The organism is Microbacterium sp. B19(2022) (genome assembly GCF_012030385.1).
Taxonomy (GTDB): Bacteria; Actinomycetota; Actinomycetes; order Actinomycetales; family Microbacteriaceae; genus Microbacterium; species Microbacterium oxydans_B.
Window position 1 is genome coordinate 81,552 of the sequence record NZ_JAAUVO010000002.1, and the last position, 16,906, is coordinate 98,457.

17 protein-coding genes are annotated in these 16,906 nt (G+C 69.6%); 12 read left to right on the top strand and 5 right to left on the bottom strand.

Going from position 1 to position 16,906, the window contains the following annotated elements; all coding sequences use genetic code 11:
• The first annotated feature begins 23 nt into the window (after positions 1-23).
• Positions 24-1,160, top strand: a complete 1,137-nt coding sequence (locus tag HCX50_RS02105; protein ID WP_167632836.1) for an ROK family transcriptional regulator — start codon at positions 24-26, stop codon at positions 1,158-1,160.
• A 155-nt stretch (positions 1,161-1,315) separates the two neighbouring features.
• Positions 1,316-2,587, top strand: a complete 1,272-nt coding sequence (locus HCX50_RS02110) for a hypothetical protein (protein WP_167632837.1) — start codon at positions 1,316-1,318, stop codon at positions 2,585-2,587.
• Between the two features lie 64 nt (positions 2,588-2,651).
• Here the strand turns inward: HCX50_RS02110 and purQ are convergent, their stop codons facing one another.
• The 3 genes from purQ to HCX50_RS02125 all read right to left on the bottom strand — a co-directional run bounded on the left by purQ (position 2,652) and on the right by HCX50_RS02125 (position 4,199).
• Positions 2,652-3,359 (bottom strand): phosphoribosylformylglycinamidine synthase subunit PurQ, encoded by a 708-nt coding sequence (gene purQ, locus HCX50_RS02115; protein WP_167632838.1) that lies wholly within the window; start codon positions 3,357-3,359, stop codon positions 2,652-2,654.
• A complete protein-coding gene (purS, locus tag HCX50_RS02120) occupies positions 3,356-3,604 on the bottom strand; it encodes a phosphoribosylformylglycinamidine synthase subunit PurS (RefSeq protein ID WP_017204254.1) in 249 nt (82 codons plus the stop codon). The genes purQ and purS overlap by 4 nt, the downstream gene beginning before the upstream one ends.
• A gap of 61 nt (positions 3,605-3,665) precedes the next feature.
• A complete protein-coding gene (locus tag HCX50_RS02125; RefSeq protein WP_029263067.1) occupies positions 3,666-4,199 on the bottom strand; it encodes an adenine phosphoribosyltransferase in 534 nt (177 codons plus the stop codon).
• A gap of 257 nt (positions 4,200-4,456) precedes the next feature.
• Here HCX50_RS02125 and HCX50_RS02130 point away from each other — a divergent pair, with 257 nt between their 5' ends.
• From HCX50_RS02130 to HCX50_RS02165, 8 genes are all read left to right on the top strand, one after another.
• Complete coding sequence (locus HCX50_RS02130; RefSeq protein ID WP_029263068.1) at positions 4,457-5,767, top strand: ABC transporter substrate-binding protein; 1,311 nt, start codon at positions 4,457-4,459, stop codon at positions 5,765-5,767.
• Between the two features lie 120 nt (positions 5,768-5,887).
• The gene (locus HCX50_RS02135) at positions 5,888-6,979 is read left to right on the top strand and encodes a carbohydrate ABC transporter permease (protein WP_167632839.1); all 1,092 of its coding nucleotides are present in this window, start codon (positions 5,888-5,890) and stop codon (positions 6,977-6,979) included.
• Positions 6,976-7,863, top strand: coding sequence for a carbohydrate ABC transporter permease (locus HCX50_RS02140; RefSeq protein WP_091032633.1), 888 nt, complete (start codon positions 6,976-6,978; stop codon positions 7,861-7,863). The genes HCX50_RS02135 and HCX50_RS02140 overlap by 4 nt, the downstream gene beginning before the upstream one ends.
• Positions 7,864-7,868: 5 nt before the next feature.
• Positions 7,869-9,299, top strand: coding sequence for a GH1 family beta-glucosidase (locus HCX50_RS02145; RefSeq protein WP_205828733.1), 1,431 nt, complete (start codon positions 7,869-7,871; stop codon positions 9,297-9,299).
• A gap of 114 nt (positions 9,300-9,413) precedes the next feature.
• On the top strand, positions 9,414-10,409 hold the full coding sequence (locus tag HCX50_RS02150; RefSeq protein WP_091032631.1) for a LacI family DNA-binding transcriptional regulator: 996 nt from the start codon (positions 9,414-9,416) through the stop codon (positions 10,407-10,409).
• A 291-nt stretch (positions 10,410-10,700) separates the two neighbouring features.
• Complete coding sequence (locus HCX50_RS02155) at positions 10,701-11,372, top strand: TetR/AcrR family transcriptional regulator (RefSeq protein ID WP_337748969.1); 672 nt, start codon at positions 10,701-10,703, stop codon at positions 11,370-11,372.
• Between the two features lie 4 nt (positions 11,373-11,376).
• Positions 11,377-12,144 (top strand): LamB/YcsF family protein, encoded by a 768-nt coding sequence (locus HCX50_RS02160; protein WP_167632841.1) that lies wholly within the window; start codon positions 11,377-11,379, stop codon positions 12,142-12,144.
• Positions 12,145-12,166: 22 nt separating this feature from the next.
• Positions 12,167-13,762 carry an urea amidolyase family protein gene (locus HCX50_RS02165; protein ID WP_167632842.1) on the top strand — a complete coding sequence of 532 codons (1,596 nt, stop codon included), beginning with the start codon at positions 12,167-12,169 and terminating at the stop codon, positions 13,760-13,762.
• A gap of 116 nt (positions 13,763-13,878) precedes the next feature.
• Here HCX50_RS02165 and HCX50_RS02170 read toward each other — a convergent pair whose 3' ends face one another.
• The gene (locus HCX50_RS02170) at positions 13,879-15,207 is read right to left on the bottom strand and encodes a uracil-xanthine permease family protein (protein WP_091032623.1); all 1,329 of its coding nucleotides are present in this window, start codon (positions 15,205-15,207) and stop codon (positions 13,879-13,881) included.
• A 111-nt stretch (positions 15,208-15,318) separates the two neighbouring features.
• Between HCX50_RS02170 and HCX50_RS02175 the strand changes: the two genes are divergently transcribed.
• Together HCX50_RS02175 and HCX50_RS02180 are read left to right on the top strand one after the other, a co-directional pair.
• A complete protein-coding gene (locus tag HCX50_RS02175; RefSeq protein ID WP_167632843.1) occupies positions 15,319-15,582 on the top strand; it encodes a type II toxin-antitoxin system VapB family antitoxin in 264 nt (87 codons plus the stop codon).
• On the top strand, positions 15,579-15,968 hold the full coding sequence (locus HCX50_RS02180; protein ID WP_091032617.1) for a type II toxin-antitoxin system VapC family toxin: 390 nt from the start codon (positions 15,579-15,581) through the stop codon (positions 15,966-15,968). The genes HCX50_RS02175 and HCX50_RS02180 overlap by 4 nt, the downstream gene beginning before the upstream one ends.
• A 49-nt stretch (positions 15,969-16,017) precedes the next feature.
• Here HCX50_RS02180 and HCX50_RS02185 read toward each other — a convergent pair whose 3' ends face one another.
• Entirely contained in the window at positions 16,018-16,896 is an 879-nt protein-coding gene (locus tag HCX50_RS02185) for a phosphoribosylaminoimidazolesuccinocarboxamide synthase (protein ID WP_091032614.1), read from the bottom strand.
• Positions 16,897-16,906 lie beyond the last annotated feature (10 nt).

Sequence of the window (16,906 nt, forward strand, 5' to 3'; positions counted from 1 at the left end):
CGTCATGAGCGGGGGCGTGCCTGATGGGGTCGAGGAAAGCGGATGCGATCGTGGCGAGCCGCGGCACGGAGAAGGCGCTTCCGGAGCACACCCGTCAGGTGAACCGCTCGCTGATCCTGCGGACGCTGTTCCACGGAGCAGCGATGAGCCGTGCCGACCTCGCCAGGGTCACCGGACTGACCAGGGTCAGCGTCTCCCGGATCGTCGATGACCTCATCGCCGAGGGGCTCGTGCTCGAGCACGAGCCGAGCTCGGGAGGGCGCGTCGGCAAGCCGAGCACGTCCATCGCGCTGAACCCGCACGCCTATCACGTGGTGACCCTCGACCTCTCGGCGTACGCCGAACTCACCGGTGCCATCATGAGCCTCGACGGCGAAGTGGTGCACTCGATGAGCGTGCCGATGGACGGGGCGACCGGACCCGCACTCCTCGAGAAGGTGTGCGCGCTGGCCTCGGCCCTCGTGAAACGCTCCACCGTCCGCGTGCTCGGCGTGGGCGTCGGGTCGCCCGGCGTCGTCAACGCCGAGGGAGTGGTGCGGGAGGCGGTCGCGTTCGACTGGCACGACCTCGACGTCGGCTCGGCGATCGCCGCGGTGGTCCCCGTGCCGGTGCACATCGCCAACGATGCCAACGCCGCCGCCCTCGCCGCCCGGACCTATGGTCAACCCGCCGTCGACGACCTCGTCCTCGTGCGGATCGGACAGGGCATCGGCAGCGGCGTGGTCGTCCAGGGCACGCTCGTCACCGGTCATCGGTTCACCGCCGGAGAGATCGGTCACGTCCTCATCGACGAAGACGGCGCGCGGTGCCGGTGCGGTCGCCGCGGATGCCTGGAAGTGGTCGCTGCCGTCCCGTACATCCGGCAGCTGCTGGCCGAGCCCGGCGCCTCCGCGACCGAGGTCCTCGGTGCGGCGGGGCGGGCCCTCGGACGGGTGCTGACTCCGGTCGTCACGGCTCTCGGGCTCGAGCAGGTCGTGCTGTCCGGCCCGGAAGACATCGTGGGCGGCGTGTTCCTCGAAGAGGCCAAGACGACGATCGAGAAGCAGACGCTGGCGATCGTCACCGATGCCCTCGACATCCGCGTGGCCGTGCGCGGCGACGACATCGTGCTGCTCGGCGGCACTGCTCTCGTGATCGCCGAGGAACTCGGCATCCGCTGAGCCGAGCCTCGCACCCGCGTGAGGCGCGAGAACAGGCGGAGAAACTAGACCTTCGCCACTTCTGCGGGGGCCCTCGCTGTGCGAATGTTCCTAACGTGGCCGTCCGGCCGCCCACGGACCGCACGCGGACCGTGGTCCTGCCAGAGGGGTTTCCGATGTCCGGTTCGTCGCGCCGAAGGATGCCGGCGGTACTCACCGCCGCGCTCGTCGCCGCGGTGTTCGCGGCCGCCGTGCCCGCCGTCTCGGGTGCCTTCGCCGCCGCTGACGGTTCCACGTCCGGGGAGGGCATCCCGGATCCTTCGCGCTCGGTCACGCTGGCCTACGAGTTCCTCGACGCGCGCGTCGATCAGTTCTGCGACGGCGAGGGCCGCTGCCTGCCGCGCAGCTACGAGGGGGGATTCTTCACCACGCCGAGCTGGGACTTCACGCCGTCGTTCGTCTACGACGACGCCTTGGTGGTCATGGCGTACACCGCCCGCGGTCTGCCGGACGACATCCGACGTGCGCGGACGATCGGCGACGCCCTCCTCTTCGTGCAGGAGAACGACCCCATCGGCGATGGGCGCACCCGCGCGTCGTACGAGCCGCATGGCATCCGGCAGGGGCGAGTGGAGATCACGGGCCCTGGGACCTTCGCCGGCAACCAGGCCTGGGTCGGGATGGCCCTCACTCGACTCGCGCACACGACCGGAGACCCGCGGTACCTCGAGGGGGCGCTGCGCGTCGGTCAGTGGATCCAGGACAACACGGCCGACATGGCCCGGGCGCCGCACGGCTACACCGGCGGCCAGCTCGAGGACGGCACGTCACTGACCTGGAAGTCCACGGAGCACAACAGCGACGTGGCCGGGTTCTTCACCCAGCTGGCACAGCTCACCGGCGATACGGTGTGGGCAGATCGGGCGGCCGTCGCCGCGAGTTTCGTCGCGGCGATGCAGAGCGCCGACGGCCACGTGAACACCGGTACCGGCCTCGACGGCTCGACGATCAACACCCGGCCCATCCCCCTCGACGCGCAGACATGGAGCTCGCTCGCCACCGGCGACCCGCGTTACGGGGCGGCACTGGATTGGACCCTGGAGAACCTGATCGCAACCGACGGCCCCTACACCGGACCGTCGATCAGCGAGGTCGACGTGTCGAAGGCGTGGTTCGAGGGCAGTGGACACCTGGCGCTGGCTCTCCGGCTGCGCGACGGTGCGGGTGATGCCGAGACGGCGGAGACACTGCTGGACAGCATCCGTCTGGCCCAGCGCGATGCCCCGAACGGCGACGGCAAGGGGATCGTCGCGACCTCGAACGACGGCCTCGACTCGGGCTTCGGCGATCTCTACTACGCGAGCCTGCACACCGGCGCGACGGCGTGGTACCTGCTCGCGTCGGCGGAGGACAACCCGTTCGTGCTGCCGGTCGACCCGGCCTCTTGAGGACGAGCCGCCCCCGTGCGTGCAGACGCAAGGGGCTGGTTCGAACCGAAGGGGGTGGGTCGGGTTAGGCGGCGACGCGGGCGACGGCGGCGATGGCGCTCGTGAAGAAGTCGAGTCCGTCGACACCGCTGCGCATGGCGGCTGCGGTGTCGGGGCCGAAGCCGGCTTCGGTGGCGTGCTCGGGGTGCGGCATGAGGCCGACCACGTTGCCCGCTTCGTTCGTGACACCGGCGATGTCGCGGAGCGACCCGTTCGGGTTCACGCCGGCGTAGCGGAACGCCACGAGACCTTCGCCCTCGATGCGGTCGAGGGTCTGCTCGTCGGCGATGTAGCCGCCGTCGGCGTTCTTGAGCGGGATCACGATCTCCTGGCCGCTGCGGAACGCGTTCGTCCAGGCGGTGTCGGAGTTCTCGACCGTGAGGCGCTGGTCGCGGCGCACGAAGTGCTGGTGGTTGTTGCGGATCAGTCCGCCGGGCAGCAGGTGCGCCTCGACGAGCATCTGGAAGCCGTTGCAGATGCCGAGCACGGGCATGCCCTTGGCGGCGGCATCCTTCACCTCGGACATAATCGGCGAGAGCGCGGCGATCGCGCCGGCGCGCAGGTAGTCGCCGTAGCTGAAGCCGCCGGGGAGGACGAGCGCGTCGACGCCCTCGAGATCGTGCGAGCCGTGCCACAGGGCGACGGGCTCGGCGCCGGCGATGCGCACGGCGCGCTGCGCGTCGCGGTCGTCGAGCGAGCCGGGGAAGGTGATGACGCCGATGCGCGTGGTCACTCCGCGACCTCGATGCCGACGACGTCTTCGATCACGGAGTTGGAGAGCACCTCGTCGGCGATCCGACGGGCCTCGGCGAGGACCTCGTCGGTGACCTCGCCCTCGACGGTGAGCTCGAAGCGCTTGCCGATGCGGACGTCGGTGAAGCCCTCGACGCCGAGACGGGCGAAGGCGCCGGAGACGGCCTTACCCTGCGGGTCGAGCAGTTCGGGCTTGGGCATGACGTCGACGACGATGGTGGGCATGACGGCTCCAAGAGTCGCGGGCGGAGGGGCGCACCCAGTCTACCGTCCCGAGGGGAGCTGCCTACGCGGAGTGGAACACGGTGTGCAGGTCGCCGACGGCCTCGCGACCGCCGAGGCCGTCGATCTCGAACAGCACCGAGATGCCGACGACGTGGCTGCCGAGGCGCTCGACGAGTTCGCGTCCGGCGGCGAGCGTGCCACCCGTGGCGAGCACATCGTCGATGAGCAGCACCCGGGAACCGGCGGGCAGGTCGTCGTGCATCTCGATGGTGGCGGTGCCGTACTCGAGGGCGTAGTCGACGGATGCCGCGGGGCGGGGCAGCTTGCCCGCCTTGCGGATCGGGATGAGGCCGACGCCCGCGGCGATCGCGGCGGCGCTGGCGAGGATGAAGCCGCGCGCCTCGATGCCGGCGATCACGTCGAACTGGCCGGCGAAGGGCTCGATGATCGCCTCGGTCGTGACCCGCAGGGCCTCGGCATCGGCGAGGAGCGGCGTGATGTCGCGGAAGATGATGCCCGGCTGCGGATAGTCCGGCACGTTGCGGATCAGGGTTTCGGCGCGGACGAGGGCAGGAGACAGGGCGGCTTCGGGCACCGGACAAGGGTACGCCGCTCGACCTGATCTGGACGATTCGCCGACCGGGCGACGATCAGCCGAGGTTTCCGCGGCATCCCTCCGGTGGGTCGTCACCACCTCGGCCGATCGTCACCAACCTCGGACGATCGTCGCAACCGGCACGGCTTGACACCGTGGGAGCGCTCCCATAGAGTGACTGCTCAGTTCGTGGGAGCGCTCCCACGACGTCCCGAAAGCAGCAAGACCGCACGACCCCCACCACAAAGGAGTGAACCGTGAACACACGTGCCCGCCACCGGATCCTCGCGATTGCCGCCGTGGCATCCGTCTCCGCCCTCGCCCTCGCCGGTTGCGCCGGCAATGCCGACGGCGCCCCCGAAGGCAGTGCCGACGAGGATGTCACGCTGACCGTCACCACGTTCGGCACCTTCGGCTACGACGACCTCTACAAGGAGTACGAGAAGGCGCACCCGAACGTCAAGATCGAGGCGACCAACATCGACACCGGCGGCAACGCCCGCACCGACGCCTTCACCAAGATCGCCGCCGGCTCCGGCCTCAGCGACGTCGTCGCGATCGAAGAGGGCTGGCTCGGCGCCATCATGGACGTCTCCGACACCTTCGTCGACCTGCGCGACTACGGCATCGAAGACCGCAAGGCCGATTGGGTCGACTGGAAGTACGGTCAGGCGACGGATGCCGAAGGCCGCGTCATCGGCTACGGCACCGACATCGGCCCGAGCGGCATCTGCTACAACGGTGCCGCATTCGAGGCCGCCGGTCTGCCGAGCGACCGCGAGTCCGTTGCCGAGCTGCTCAACGGCGACTGGGAGAACTACTTCAAGGTCGGCGCCGACTACACGGCCAAGACCGGCAAGGCCTGGTACGACCACTCCGGCTTCGTCTGGAACGCCATGGTCAACCAGCTCGACGAGGGCTACTACACGACCGACGGAAAGCTGAACGTCGAGGACAACGCCGAGCTCAAGGAGCGCTTCGAGCTGCTGGGTGCGGCGACCGAGGGCGGCCAGTCGGCTGCACAGACGGCCTGGGACTGGAACGGCGGCAAGTCGTTCGTCGACGGAACCTTCGCGACCTTCGTGTGCCCGGGCTGGATGCTCGGTGTCGTGCAGGGTCAGGTCGAGGCCGGCGGCGGCGACGCCTCCACCGGCTGGGACTTCGCCGACGTGTTCCCCGGCGGCGCAGCCAACTGGGGCGGCGCCTTCCTGTCGATCCCGGAGTCCTCGCAGCACAAGGAGGCGGCCGCTGAGCTCGCCGACTGGCTGACGCAGCCGGAGCAGCAGGTGAAGCAGTCCGCCGCCGCGGGCAACTTCCCCTCGACGATCAAGGCGCAGGAGACCCTGGCCGCCGACGCGACGCCGAACGAGTTCTTCAACGACGCTCCGACCGGGGCGATCCTCGCCGAGCGTGCCAAGGGTGTCGTCGCCCAGTTCAAGGGTGCCGATGACTCGGTGATCCAGGAGAACGTCTTCGGCCCGGCTCTCAGCAGCCTCGACCGCGGCGAGACCGACACGCAGGGTTCCTGGGACCAGGCGATCAAGCTCCTGAACGAGCTCGTCGACTGACCCATCCTTCCGATTCGACAGGCTCAGCGGCCCGCGCCGGGTCGCTGAGCCTGTCGGAGCACCGCCCGGTCGGACCGTTCGACGGGCTCAGAGCCCCGGTTCGTGGACAAGGAAACGCACATGACTCTCACCGCCCCGCCTGCGGAGCAGCAGCGCACGGCATCCGGTTCGGCACCGGCCGCCCCGCCGAAGCGCCCCTGGCGCCACCGCGTCTCGCGGTTCGACCAGAACGCCTCCCCGTACTTCTACATCTCGCCGTTCTTCCTGCTGTTCGGGCTGGTCGGCCTGTTCCCGCTGCTCTACACCGTGTGGGTGGCCGTGCACGAGTGGGACCTGCTCAAGGGCGAGGGCGACTTCGTCGGCGTGGGCAACTTCGTCGAGATCCTCGGCGACGCCATGTTCTGGAACTCGATCGGCAACACCCTGAGCATCTTCCTGCTCTCCGCGATCCCGCAACTGGCGGTCGCGCTCGTGATCGCCTACCTCCTCGACCGGGGGCTCCGCGCCCCGACCTTCTGGCGGATGAGCGTGCTGATCCCGTTCGTCGTCACCCCTGTCGCGGTCGCCATCATCTTCTCGAGCATCTTCAACGAGGCCGACGGCCTGGCCAACAACCTGCTCAACCTCATCGGCATCGCCGACCAGGAATGGAAGCACAACACCGCCCTGTCGCACATCGCGATCGCCGTGATGGTGAACTTCCGCTGGACCGGGTACAACGCCCTGATCCTCCTCGCCGCCATGCAGGCGGTGCCGCGCGACCTGTACGAGTCGGCCGCCCTCGACGGCGCAGGCGCCGCCCGCCGCTTCTTCTCGATCACGATCCCCACGATCCGTCCGACCCTGATCTTCGTGATCATCACCGCGACGATCGGCGGGCTGCAGATCTTCGCCGAGCCCCGCCTGTTCGACGTCTCGACGGCGGGCGGCATCGGCGGCAGTGACCGGCAGTTCCAGACCACGGTGCTCTTCCTCTGGGAGCTGGCGTTCTTCCGCCGCGACCTCGGCGAGGCCTCCGCCGTCGCCATCCTGCTGTTCCTGCTGATCGTCGGCATCGGAGTGATCAACTTCCTCATCTCCCGGCGCATCTCCACCGGCGACGGCCCGAAGAACCGCGCCGAGCGCCGGCGCACACGCACAGCTGCCGCGGCCGCCGCCACGGCTGCCGCGTCCACGACGATCGCCACCACCACCGAGGAGAACGCGCGATGACCGCCACCCAGGCGCTGAGCGTCCCCGAGAAGATCCGCCGGCGTCGTGCCGTCGGGGGCAACGCCGGCATCGGCAGCCGCCCCGGATTCCTGACCTACGGGCTCCTCGCCGCGTTCATCATCGGCAGCGTCTACCCGCTGTGGTGGTCGGTGGTGGTGGCCAGCGGCACGAACGCCACCCGCGGCGAGACCCTCCCGCTGATCCCCGGCGGCAACTTCCTGGCCAACGCGGCCAAGGTCTTCGATGCGATCCCGTTCTGGCTCGCGCTGGGCAACTCGTTCCTGATCTCCGGCATCATCACGATCTCGGTCGTCACGTTCTCCACCCTCGCCGGCTACGCCTTCGCGAAGCTGAAGTTCAAGGGTCGCGACGGAATGATGATCTTCGTGATCGCGACCATGGCGATCCCGACGCAGCTGGGCATCATCCCGCTGTTCATGCTCATGCGGGAGCTCGGTTGGACCGGCTCGATCGGCGCCGTCATCGTGCCGACCCTCGTCACCGCGTTCGGGGTGTTCTTCATGCGGCAGTACCTCGTCGACGTCATCCCGGACGAGCTGATCGAAGCCGCCCGCATGGACGGCGCGAACCAGTTCCGCACGTTCCTGACCGTCGGGCTCCCCGCGGCCCGACCGGCCATGGCCATCCTCGGACTCTTCACCTTCATGACGGCGTGGACCGACTACCTGTGGCCGCTGATCGTGCTCTCCCCGCAGAACCCGACCCTGCAGACGGCGCTCAGCCAGCTGCAGTCGGGCTACTACATCGACTACTCGATCGTGCTCGCCGGTGCGGTGCTCGCGACCCTTCCGCTGCTCGTGCTCTTCGTGGTCGCGGGTCGGCAGCTGGTCAGTGGCATCATGGCGGGCGCGGTGAAAGGATGACCCCTATGACCCGCTCCTTCCCCGAGAACTTCCTCTTCGGCGCTGCGACCGCGGCGTACCAGATCGAAGGGGCGGCGTTCGAGGATGGACGCACGGCATCGATCTGGGACGCGTTCGCCCGCGTACCCGGCGCCGTGATCGGCGGCGACAACGGCGACGTGGCCTGCGACCACTATCACCGGTACCGCGACGACGTCGCGCTGATGACCGAGCTCGGGCTGCAGACGTACCGCTTCTCGACGTCGTGGTCGCGGGTGCGGCCGGACGGCGGCGCCGTGAACCCCGCCGGAGTCGACTTCTACGAGCGCCTGGTGGACGAGCTGCTCGGTGCCGGCATCCTGCCCTGGCTGACGCTGTACCACTGGGATATGCCGCAGGCGCTGCAGGATGCCGGTGGCTGGGCGAACCGCGACACGGTCGACCGGTTCCTCGAGTACGCCGGCACCATGCACGACGCGCTCGGCGATCGGGTGAACGTGTGGACGACGCTCAATGAGCCCTGGTGCTCGTCCTTCCTCTCCTACACCGGAGGGGAGCACGCGCCGGGACACACCAGCGTCGCCGAGGGGCTGCTCGCCTCGCATCACCTGCTGCTCGCACACGGCAAGACCGTGCAGGAGCTACGCGGACGCGACGCCTCGCTCAACCTCGGCATCACCCTGAACCACACGGTCGCCGACCCCGCCGACCCGCAGAACCCCGCCGACGTCGACGCCGCCCGCCGCGTGGACGGGCAGTTCAACCGCTGGTTCCTCGACCCGATCTACCGCGGCAGCTACCCCGCCGACATCGTCGAGGACATCCGCGCGGTGGATGCCGACGCCGTCGCCCAGTTCGAGGCCGCGGCCCACGACGGCGACCTCGAGACCATCTCCCAGCACATCGACACGCAGGGCGTGAACTACTACCACGGCGACTTCCTGTCGGGCACGGCTCCCGCCGAGGCGCCGGTCTCCGGAGGGCCCGCCACCGAGCGCGCCGGCCGCAGCCCCTACCCGTCGAGCGACGGCATCCACTCGGTCGAGCGCGGGCTGCCGCGCACGGCGCAGAACTGGGAGGTGCAACCCGAGGGGCTCACCCGGGTGCTGCAGCGGGTCTGGAGCGAGTACGCCGAGCCCGCGGGCACCGTGCTGTACATGACCGAGAACGGCGCCGCCTACGACGACGTCGTGGTGGTCGAAGACGGCGAGACGCGCGTGCACGATGCCGACCGCACGGAGTTCCTGCGCCTGCACCTCGGTGCGGTGCTCGATGCCGCGGAGTCGGGTGTCGACGTGCGGGGCTACTTCTACTGGTCGATGTTCGACAACTACGAATGGGCCTGGGGTTACGACAAGCGCTTCGGCATCGTGCGCGTCGATTACGACACCCAGGAGCGGAGCCTCAAGGACTCCGGTCGGGAGTACGCGCGCATCATCGCGGCCCGGTCGCTGTAGCCGCAGGGCTGTCGAATCGCGCGAATGGTCCTCTCCACGGACCGGATGGGACCATTGCGCGATTCGAAGCGCGAACGTCGGTGAGAATAGGGCGATGGAAGAGTGCGTACGTTGATGTCGCCCCGAGCGACCATCGAAGAGGTGGCCTCGGCCGCCGGTGTCTCCCGGTCGACCGTGTCGCGGGTCGTGAACGGGTCGACGGCGGTGAGCCCGGAGGCGCTCGCCGCGGTGCGCGCCGCGATCGACGAGCTGAACTACGTGCCCAACCGTGCGGCCCGCTCCCTCGCCTCGCGGCAGACGCACGCGATCGCCCTGATCGTGCCGGAAGACACGAACCGCTTCTTCGGCGACCCGTTCTTCGCCGCGATCGTCGCCGGCATCACGGGCGCCCTCGGCGGATCCGACTACCTGCTCAACCTCCTCATCGCGAGTGACGACCCGGGCGACAAGATGACGGGCTTCGTGCGCAACGGCGGCGTCGACGGGGCGTTGATCGTGTCGCATCACACCAGCGACGCGTTCATCGACCGGGTCGCGGATGCCGTGCCGGTGGTCTACGGCGGTCGGCCCGTACGCCGGCTCGAGGGCGACTACGTCGTCGACGTCGACAACGTCGCGGGCGCCCGCACCGCGACCCGTCGACTGATCGACATCGGACGCACGCGGATCGCGACGATCTCGGGCCCGCTGACCATGGTCTCCTCCGGCGACCGCATCCAGGGTTTCCGGGCCGCCCTCGCCGAGGCCGGGCTGACGCCGTTCGCCGAGGAGCAGGGCGACTACAGCGAGGCCAGCGGAGCGGATGCCGTGCGGCGCATCCTCGAAACAGGTCGACCGGACGCGATCTTCGTCGCCAGCGACCTGATGGCGCGCGGTGCGCTGACGGTGCTGCGCGCCGCCGGTGTGCGGGTCCCCGAGGACATCGCCCTGGTCGGGTTCGACGACTCGTCCGTGGCGATCACGACCGATCCGCAGCTCACGACGATGCGCCAGCCGATGTATGCGCAGGGCGAGACCATGGCCCGGGTGCTGCTGTCGCGTCTCGCGGGGCAGGACCCGCCGCAGACCACCATCCTGCCGACCGAGCTCGTGGTCCGCGCCTCGGCCTGAGCGGGTCTCGGCCGGGCCGGAAGGAACACGGGCGCGCCCCTGACGCCCCCTCCTGGCCAGGGACGCACCCGTGCGTCTGGGCTGCACGACTTCGGAGATCGGCGGCGAATCGCCCAGCGAAGGGCGGATGCCGCGGCGCGGCGCCTCGGATCTCCCCAGTCGTGCCCGGCTGAGCGAGTCAGCCGAAGTTCGAATCCAGTCATAGGTTGAATGGATGTTCAGTGATTAATCTATACGGCAGGGGGAGCATCGGAAAAGTCCGGCCGGCTGAACTCAGGAGGTGGATGCCGCGTGGCACGCTCCGACGAGCAGAATCGGCAGGCCAGGCAACGCGCCAGGGAGACCATCCTGGAGGCCGCCATCGAGGTCTTCAGCGAACGAGGAGTCGCGGGCGCGAGCATCGCCGCGATCACGAAGCGGGCGGGCGTCGCCCAGGGCCTCGTGAACTACCACTTCGGCGGCAAGGAACAGCTCGTCGCCGCCGTCATCGACCGATGGTTCGAGACCGTGCTCGGCTTCGCGCGAGTGGAGGGCACCCCTGACGAGATGCTCGCCGCCGTGATCGACGGGGCCCTCACGGCCACCGCCTATGCGATCCCCCTGCAGCGGGCGGTGCTGGCGATGCAGCAGCAGCCGGCCACGCACCGACTGTTCGCCGAATCGGAGGCTCGGCACGAAGTGCGCGCCACCGCGGCGGAGGATGCCGTGCGGCAGCTGTTCCGCGCGCGCGGCGCCGAGGATCCGGCCCTCGAAGAGGTCATGCTCCGCAGCACCCTCGAGGGTGTCTTCGTGAAGTTCGCCGTCTTCGGCGACACGTATCCGCTCGAAGACGCCCGGCGCTGGGTGCACCTCCGCTACGGGCTCCCTGCGCCGACGACGCCCATCGCTCCGCCGGTTCCGCTCCGCGACGGCGAACCGCGCCCGCGTGCCACGGCGGCCCTGGGGTCGGAGCAGCAGGGGTGATCGCATGACGTCGATCGACCTGAACTCGGACCTCGGCGAGAACGTCGCCGACCGGATCGTCAGCGATGACGCGAGCATGCTGCGCCTCGTCACGAGCGCGAACGTGTCGTGCGGGTTCCACGCCGGCAGCCCCGAGGGCATCCGTGAGACGCTCGCCGCCGCCGTGGAGGGCGGCGTCGTGATCGGGGCGCATCCCGCCTATCGCGACTACGAGAACTTCGGGCGCACCCGCCTCGACGTCGACTCGGCCACGCTCCAGGCGCATGTCGAATACCAGCTCGGAGCGCTGATGGGACTCGCCGCCGCGGTGGGCGGCACGGTCGCCTACGTCAAGCCGCACGGGGCGCTATACAACACCATCGCGCGCGATGAGCGGCAGTCGAAGGATGTGGTGGCGGCGATCTGCGCGATCGACCCGAACCTGGTGCTGCTGGGACTCTCCGGGGGCGTCGTGCTCGACGTCGCCGAGCGGGCCGGGCTCGCCGTCGCCGCCGAGGCCTTCGCCGATCGGGCCTATCAGCCCGACGGGCAGCTCATGTCGCGCACCGAGGCAGGTGCCGTGCTGCATGACCCGGCCGCGGTGGCGGAGCGCATGGTGCGCCTCGCTGCCGACGGTGTGATCCGGGCGATCGACGGAACCGACGTGCCCGTGGTGGCGCAGTCGATCTGCGTGCACGGCGACAGCCCCGGATCAGTGGCGATGGCTGCCGAGACCAAGCGGATGCTGCAGGACGCGGGCATCACGATCGCACCGTTCGCGGGCTCCCGATGAGGCGACCGGCGCAGGTCGGCTGATGCGCATCCTCACGGCATCCGATCGCGCTCTGCTCGTCGAGGCGGCCGACCTCGACGAGGCGATGCGCCTGAACCTCGCATGGGAGGGGCTGTCGGGCGTCGTCGAGCGCGTCCCCGGAGCCCGCGCGGTGCTCGTGCGGTTCGACCCGCTGCGCGTCTCGGCCACCGAGCTCGCGCACACGCTGGCGGCGACGGAGGTCGACGCCACGCGCCCGCCCCGCACCGGGGAGGTCACGATCCCCGTGCAGTACGACGGTGAAGACCTCGACGAAGCGGCATCCGCGCTCGGCGTCTCGGCAGAGGAGCTGGTGAACCGCCACCTCGCCGCGGACTGGCGGGTCGCATTCTCCGGGTTCGCCCCCGGATTCGGGTACGTCGTGGGCAGCGATCCGCTCTTCGACGTGCCGCGCCGCTCGTCTCCGCGTACACGCGTGCCCGCCGGGTCGGTCGCACTCGCCGGACCGTTCACCGGCGTCTACCCGCGCGAGAGCCCCGGTGGCTGGCAGCTGATCGGTCGCACGGATTCCGTGATGTGGGACATCGACCGCGATCCGCCGGCCCTCCTCGCTCCCGGCACTGCGGTGCGGTTCGAGCGGGTGCGGGCGGATGCCCGGCTGAGCCGAAACGGAGACCATCGCACGCACGCACGGCGCGTCATGCGGCAACGCGCCGACGCGGATGCGGATGGTCCGGGTTTCGGCACGGCATCCGCGGTCGAGGTCGTCCGGCCCTCGCTGCAGCTGCTGGTGCAGGATGCCGGGCGCCCGGGGTTCGCGGCGCTCGGGGTCTCGGCATCCGGAGCCGCCGACCGGCGCGCGATGCGGGATGCGAACCGTGCCGTGGGGAACGCGGACGTGGCCGCGGTGCTCGAGAGCGTCGGGGGAGCGGTGCTCTGGTTCCACGGGGCGGGTGTCGCGGCGGTCACGGGGGCGATCGGCGCGCTCGCCCTGATCGGAGCTGAGGGATTCGCTCGTCCGATTCTCCACGGCGAGCCCTTCGCCACGTTCGACGGCGACGAGCTGACGCTCGGCCATCCAGATCGCGGTCTGCGGTACGTCATCGGGGTCCGCGGCGGAGTCGATGTGTCGCCTGCACTGGGCAGTCGTGCGTCCGACACCCTTGCGGGACTCGGTCCGGAGCCGCTCGCCGCCGGGGCCGTCCTCCCGATCGGCGAGGCCGCTCCGCACGCGGTCGAGCCTGGCGCCGTGCCGCGCGACCTCCCGGCCTCCGGCGATGTCGTCGAGCTCGAGATCACGCTCGGTCCGCGCGACGACTGGTTCACGGCGGATGCCCTCGAGGTGCTCACGGCCCAGGAGTGGACGGTCACACCGCGCTCCGACCGGGTCGGCATCCGTCTTCAGGGCGATGCCCCGCTGGAGCGTTCCGTCGACGGCGAGCTGCCCAGCGAGGGAGCGGTCACCGGTGCGATCCAGGTGCCACCCGACGGGCAGCCGGTGCTCTTCCTCCCCGACCACCCGCTCACCGGCGGGTACCCGGTCATCGGCGCCCTCACCGACCGCAGCCTCGACCTCGCAGGTCAACTGCCGCCGGGCGTGCGCCTTCGATTCGCCGTGCAGGTGCGCTCGGACAGCTGAGTTCCGCCGCCGATCGGTTCACAACTCCGCAGAAACTGTATCGATCCGGAGTGGTACGGCCGTACGGAGGTGTTCGGGCCGGGTTCTGAGGAGTTGTGAACGCGATGCGCGTCCCGCTAGGCGGGGTCGCCGCCGAGCGGGCCGACCGCCTCGAGCGGCTTCGGGTCGTCGGCGCCGGTCTTGCGCAGACGGGCGATCAGGTTGCCCAGGTGGTAGATCAGGATCGCCGCGACCGTGGCGATGACGATGCCGCCGAGTTCGAAGCCGGACGCCTCGTCCTTGATCATGAATCCGCCGACGGCCATGATCAGGGCCACGGCTGCGGTGTACTGGTTGACCGGGCGCGAGAAGTCGACGCGGTTGTCGACCCAGATCTTGATGCCGATGACGCCGATGAGGCCGTACAGCGCCGTGGTCACGCCGCCGAGCACTCCGGCGGGCACCGAGTTGATGACCTCGCCGAACTTGGGCGAGAGGCTGAGCAGGATCGCGGCGATGCCGGCGACCCAGTAGGCGGCCGTGGAGTACACGCGGGTGGAGGCCATCACGCCGATGTTCTCGCCGTAGGTCGTGGTGCCCGAACCGCCGAAGAATCCGGCGAGGGTGGTCGAGACACCGTCGGCGATCAGCGCCTTGCCGGTCTGCTGGTTCACGCTCGCGTCGCCGGTCATGGTCGCGACGCCGCGAACGTGTCCGACGTTCTCGGCGATCAGCACGAGCACGACCGGGAGGAACATGGCGAGGGCGGTGAGGGTGCCGGGCTCGGTGAAGTTCGGGAAGGTGAAGGTGGGGAGGCCGACCCAATCGGCCTTCTCCACGGCCGAGAAGTCGAGCTCGCCACGGAACGCCGCGAAGATGTAGCCCGCGATGACGCCGAGGAAGATCGAGATGCGTCCGAGGAATCCGCGGAACACGACCGCGAAGAGGATCGTGATGGCGAGCGTGAACGTCGCGGTCACGGGAGCGTCGGCGTAGTTGTCGTGCGCGGCGCCGGCGAGGTTGAACCCGATGAGGGCGACGATCGTTCCGGCGAGCACCGGCGGCAGGAAGCGGTCGACCCACTTGACACCGACCGTGTGCACGACGACGCCGATGATCGCGAGCAGCACGCCGACGGCGACGATGCCGGCCAGGGCGGTGCCCATGTTCGCCGAGGCGGTGGCTGCCGTGACCGGCGCGATGAACGCGAACGACGAACCGAGATAGCTGGGCAGCTTGTTGCGCGTGACCAGCAGGAACAGGATGGTGCCGACACCGCTGAACAGCAGGGTCGTGGCGACCGGGAAGCCGGTGATGATCGGCACCAGGAACGTCGCGCCGAACATCGCGACGACGTGCTGGAGTCCGATCGCGATCGTGGCGGGCCAGTTCAGGCGCTCGTCGGGACGGACGACGGCGCCGGGCTCGACCGTGCGGCCGTTTCCGTGCAGCTTCCACAGGGCCATGCGGGCTCCTCAAGGTTCGGGGGATGGCAGGAGTGCCGGAGCAACACTATCGATTCCTGAGTTTTTCCTGAGCGCTTCTACCAGGGTAGACGCGAAGGTAGAATGGTAGACATGGGCCTCAACATCAAGAACGAGACCACGCATGAGCTCGTGCGTCGACTCGCGGCGTTGACCGGTCAGAGTCAGACGAGTGCCGTCGAGGATGCGGTGCGGCGGCGTCTCGCCGAGTTGGAGCAGCAGCAATCGGCCGACGAAGAGGAGCGTCGTCGCCGTATCCGTGCGGTGATCCGCCGGGCGCAGCAGCTTCCCTCCACCGGGCGCACGACCGAGGAGATCATGGACGAGCTCTACGACGAGACGGGGATGCCGCGATGATCGTCGACTCCTCGGCGTTGGTCGCGGTGCTGATGGCTGAGCCGGAAGCCGACGAGATGAGCGACCTGTTGGAGTCGCGGCCCTTCGCCTTGTCCGCGGCCACGCTCGCGGAGTGCACGATCGTCCTCCGCAGCAAGGGCGGCGAAGCGAAGGCGCTTGCGCTCGACGAGCTTCTGGAGGTGACGCGATCAGAGGTCGTTCCCGTCGATGAGGTGCAGGCGCGCCTGGCGGGCAGGGCATACGCCCGCTACGGCCGAGGGTCAGGGAGCCGCGCTCGCCTGAACTACGGCGACTGCTTCTCCTATGCGCTCGCGATCACCCGCGACGAGCCGCTGCTGTTCAAGGGAGACGACTTCGTCCACACCGACGTGCGGCTCGTCGAGTAGGCCGGTCCGGTCCGGTCAGGTCCGCGACGGGCCCGCGGGAGATCGGGGGTCAGGCGCCGAGGCGTTCGATCAGCTCGCGGTAGCGGTCGGCGGTGCGCTCGACGACATCGGCGGGGAGGGCCGGCGGCTCGCCCTGCTTATCCCAGTTCGCGGCCATCCAGTCGCGCACGATCTGCTTGTCGAAGCTCGCCATGCGCGCGCTCGGGGTGGTGCCGGTGCGCCAGGCCTCGGCGTCCCAGTAGCGCGACGAGTCGCTCGTGAGCACCTCGTCGGCCAGGCGCAGGGTGCCGTCGGCATCCGTCCCGAACTCGAACTTGGTGTCGGCGAGGATCAGGCCCTTCTCCTCGGCGATCTCGGCGGCACGGGCATAGATCGCGAGCGAGGTGTCGCGCAGCTCGGCCGCGCGCTCCGCTCCGACCAGTTCGACGGTGCGCTCGAACGTGATGTTCTCGTCGTGCTCGCCCATCGGCGCCTTGTAGGCCGGGGTGAACAGGGGCTCGGGCAACCTGTCGCCGTTCTGCAGGCCGGCGGGCAGCGGAATGCCGCACACCGTGCCGCTCTCCTGGTACTCGGCCCAGCCGGAACCGGTGATGTAGCCGCGCACGACGCACTCGATCGGCAGCATCTCGAGCGACTGCGCGAGCATGGCGCGGTCGGCGACTTCCTCGGGCAGCTCGCCCTCGGCGATGTGGTTGGGGAAGTCGGAGAGCTGCGCGAACCACCAGCGGCTCAGTCGCGTCAGCAGGGCCCCCTTGTCCGTGATGCCGGGGGAGAGCACGAAGTCGAAGGCGCTCACGCGGTCGGAGGCGACGACGAGGATGCGCGTGTCCGCCGGATCCTCGGAGGCGTACAGGTCGCGGACCTTGCCCGAGTAGATGTGCCGCCAGCCGGAGATGCTCTGTGCCGTGCCTTCTGAAGGAGTGCTCACCCGCCCATTA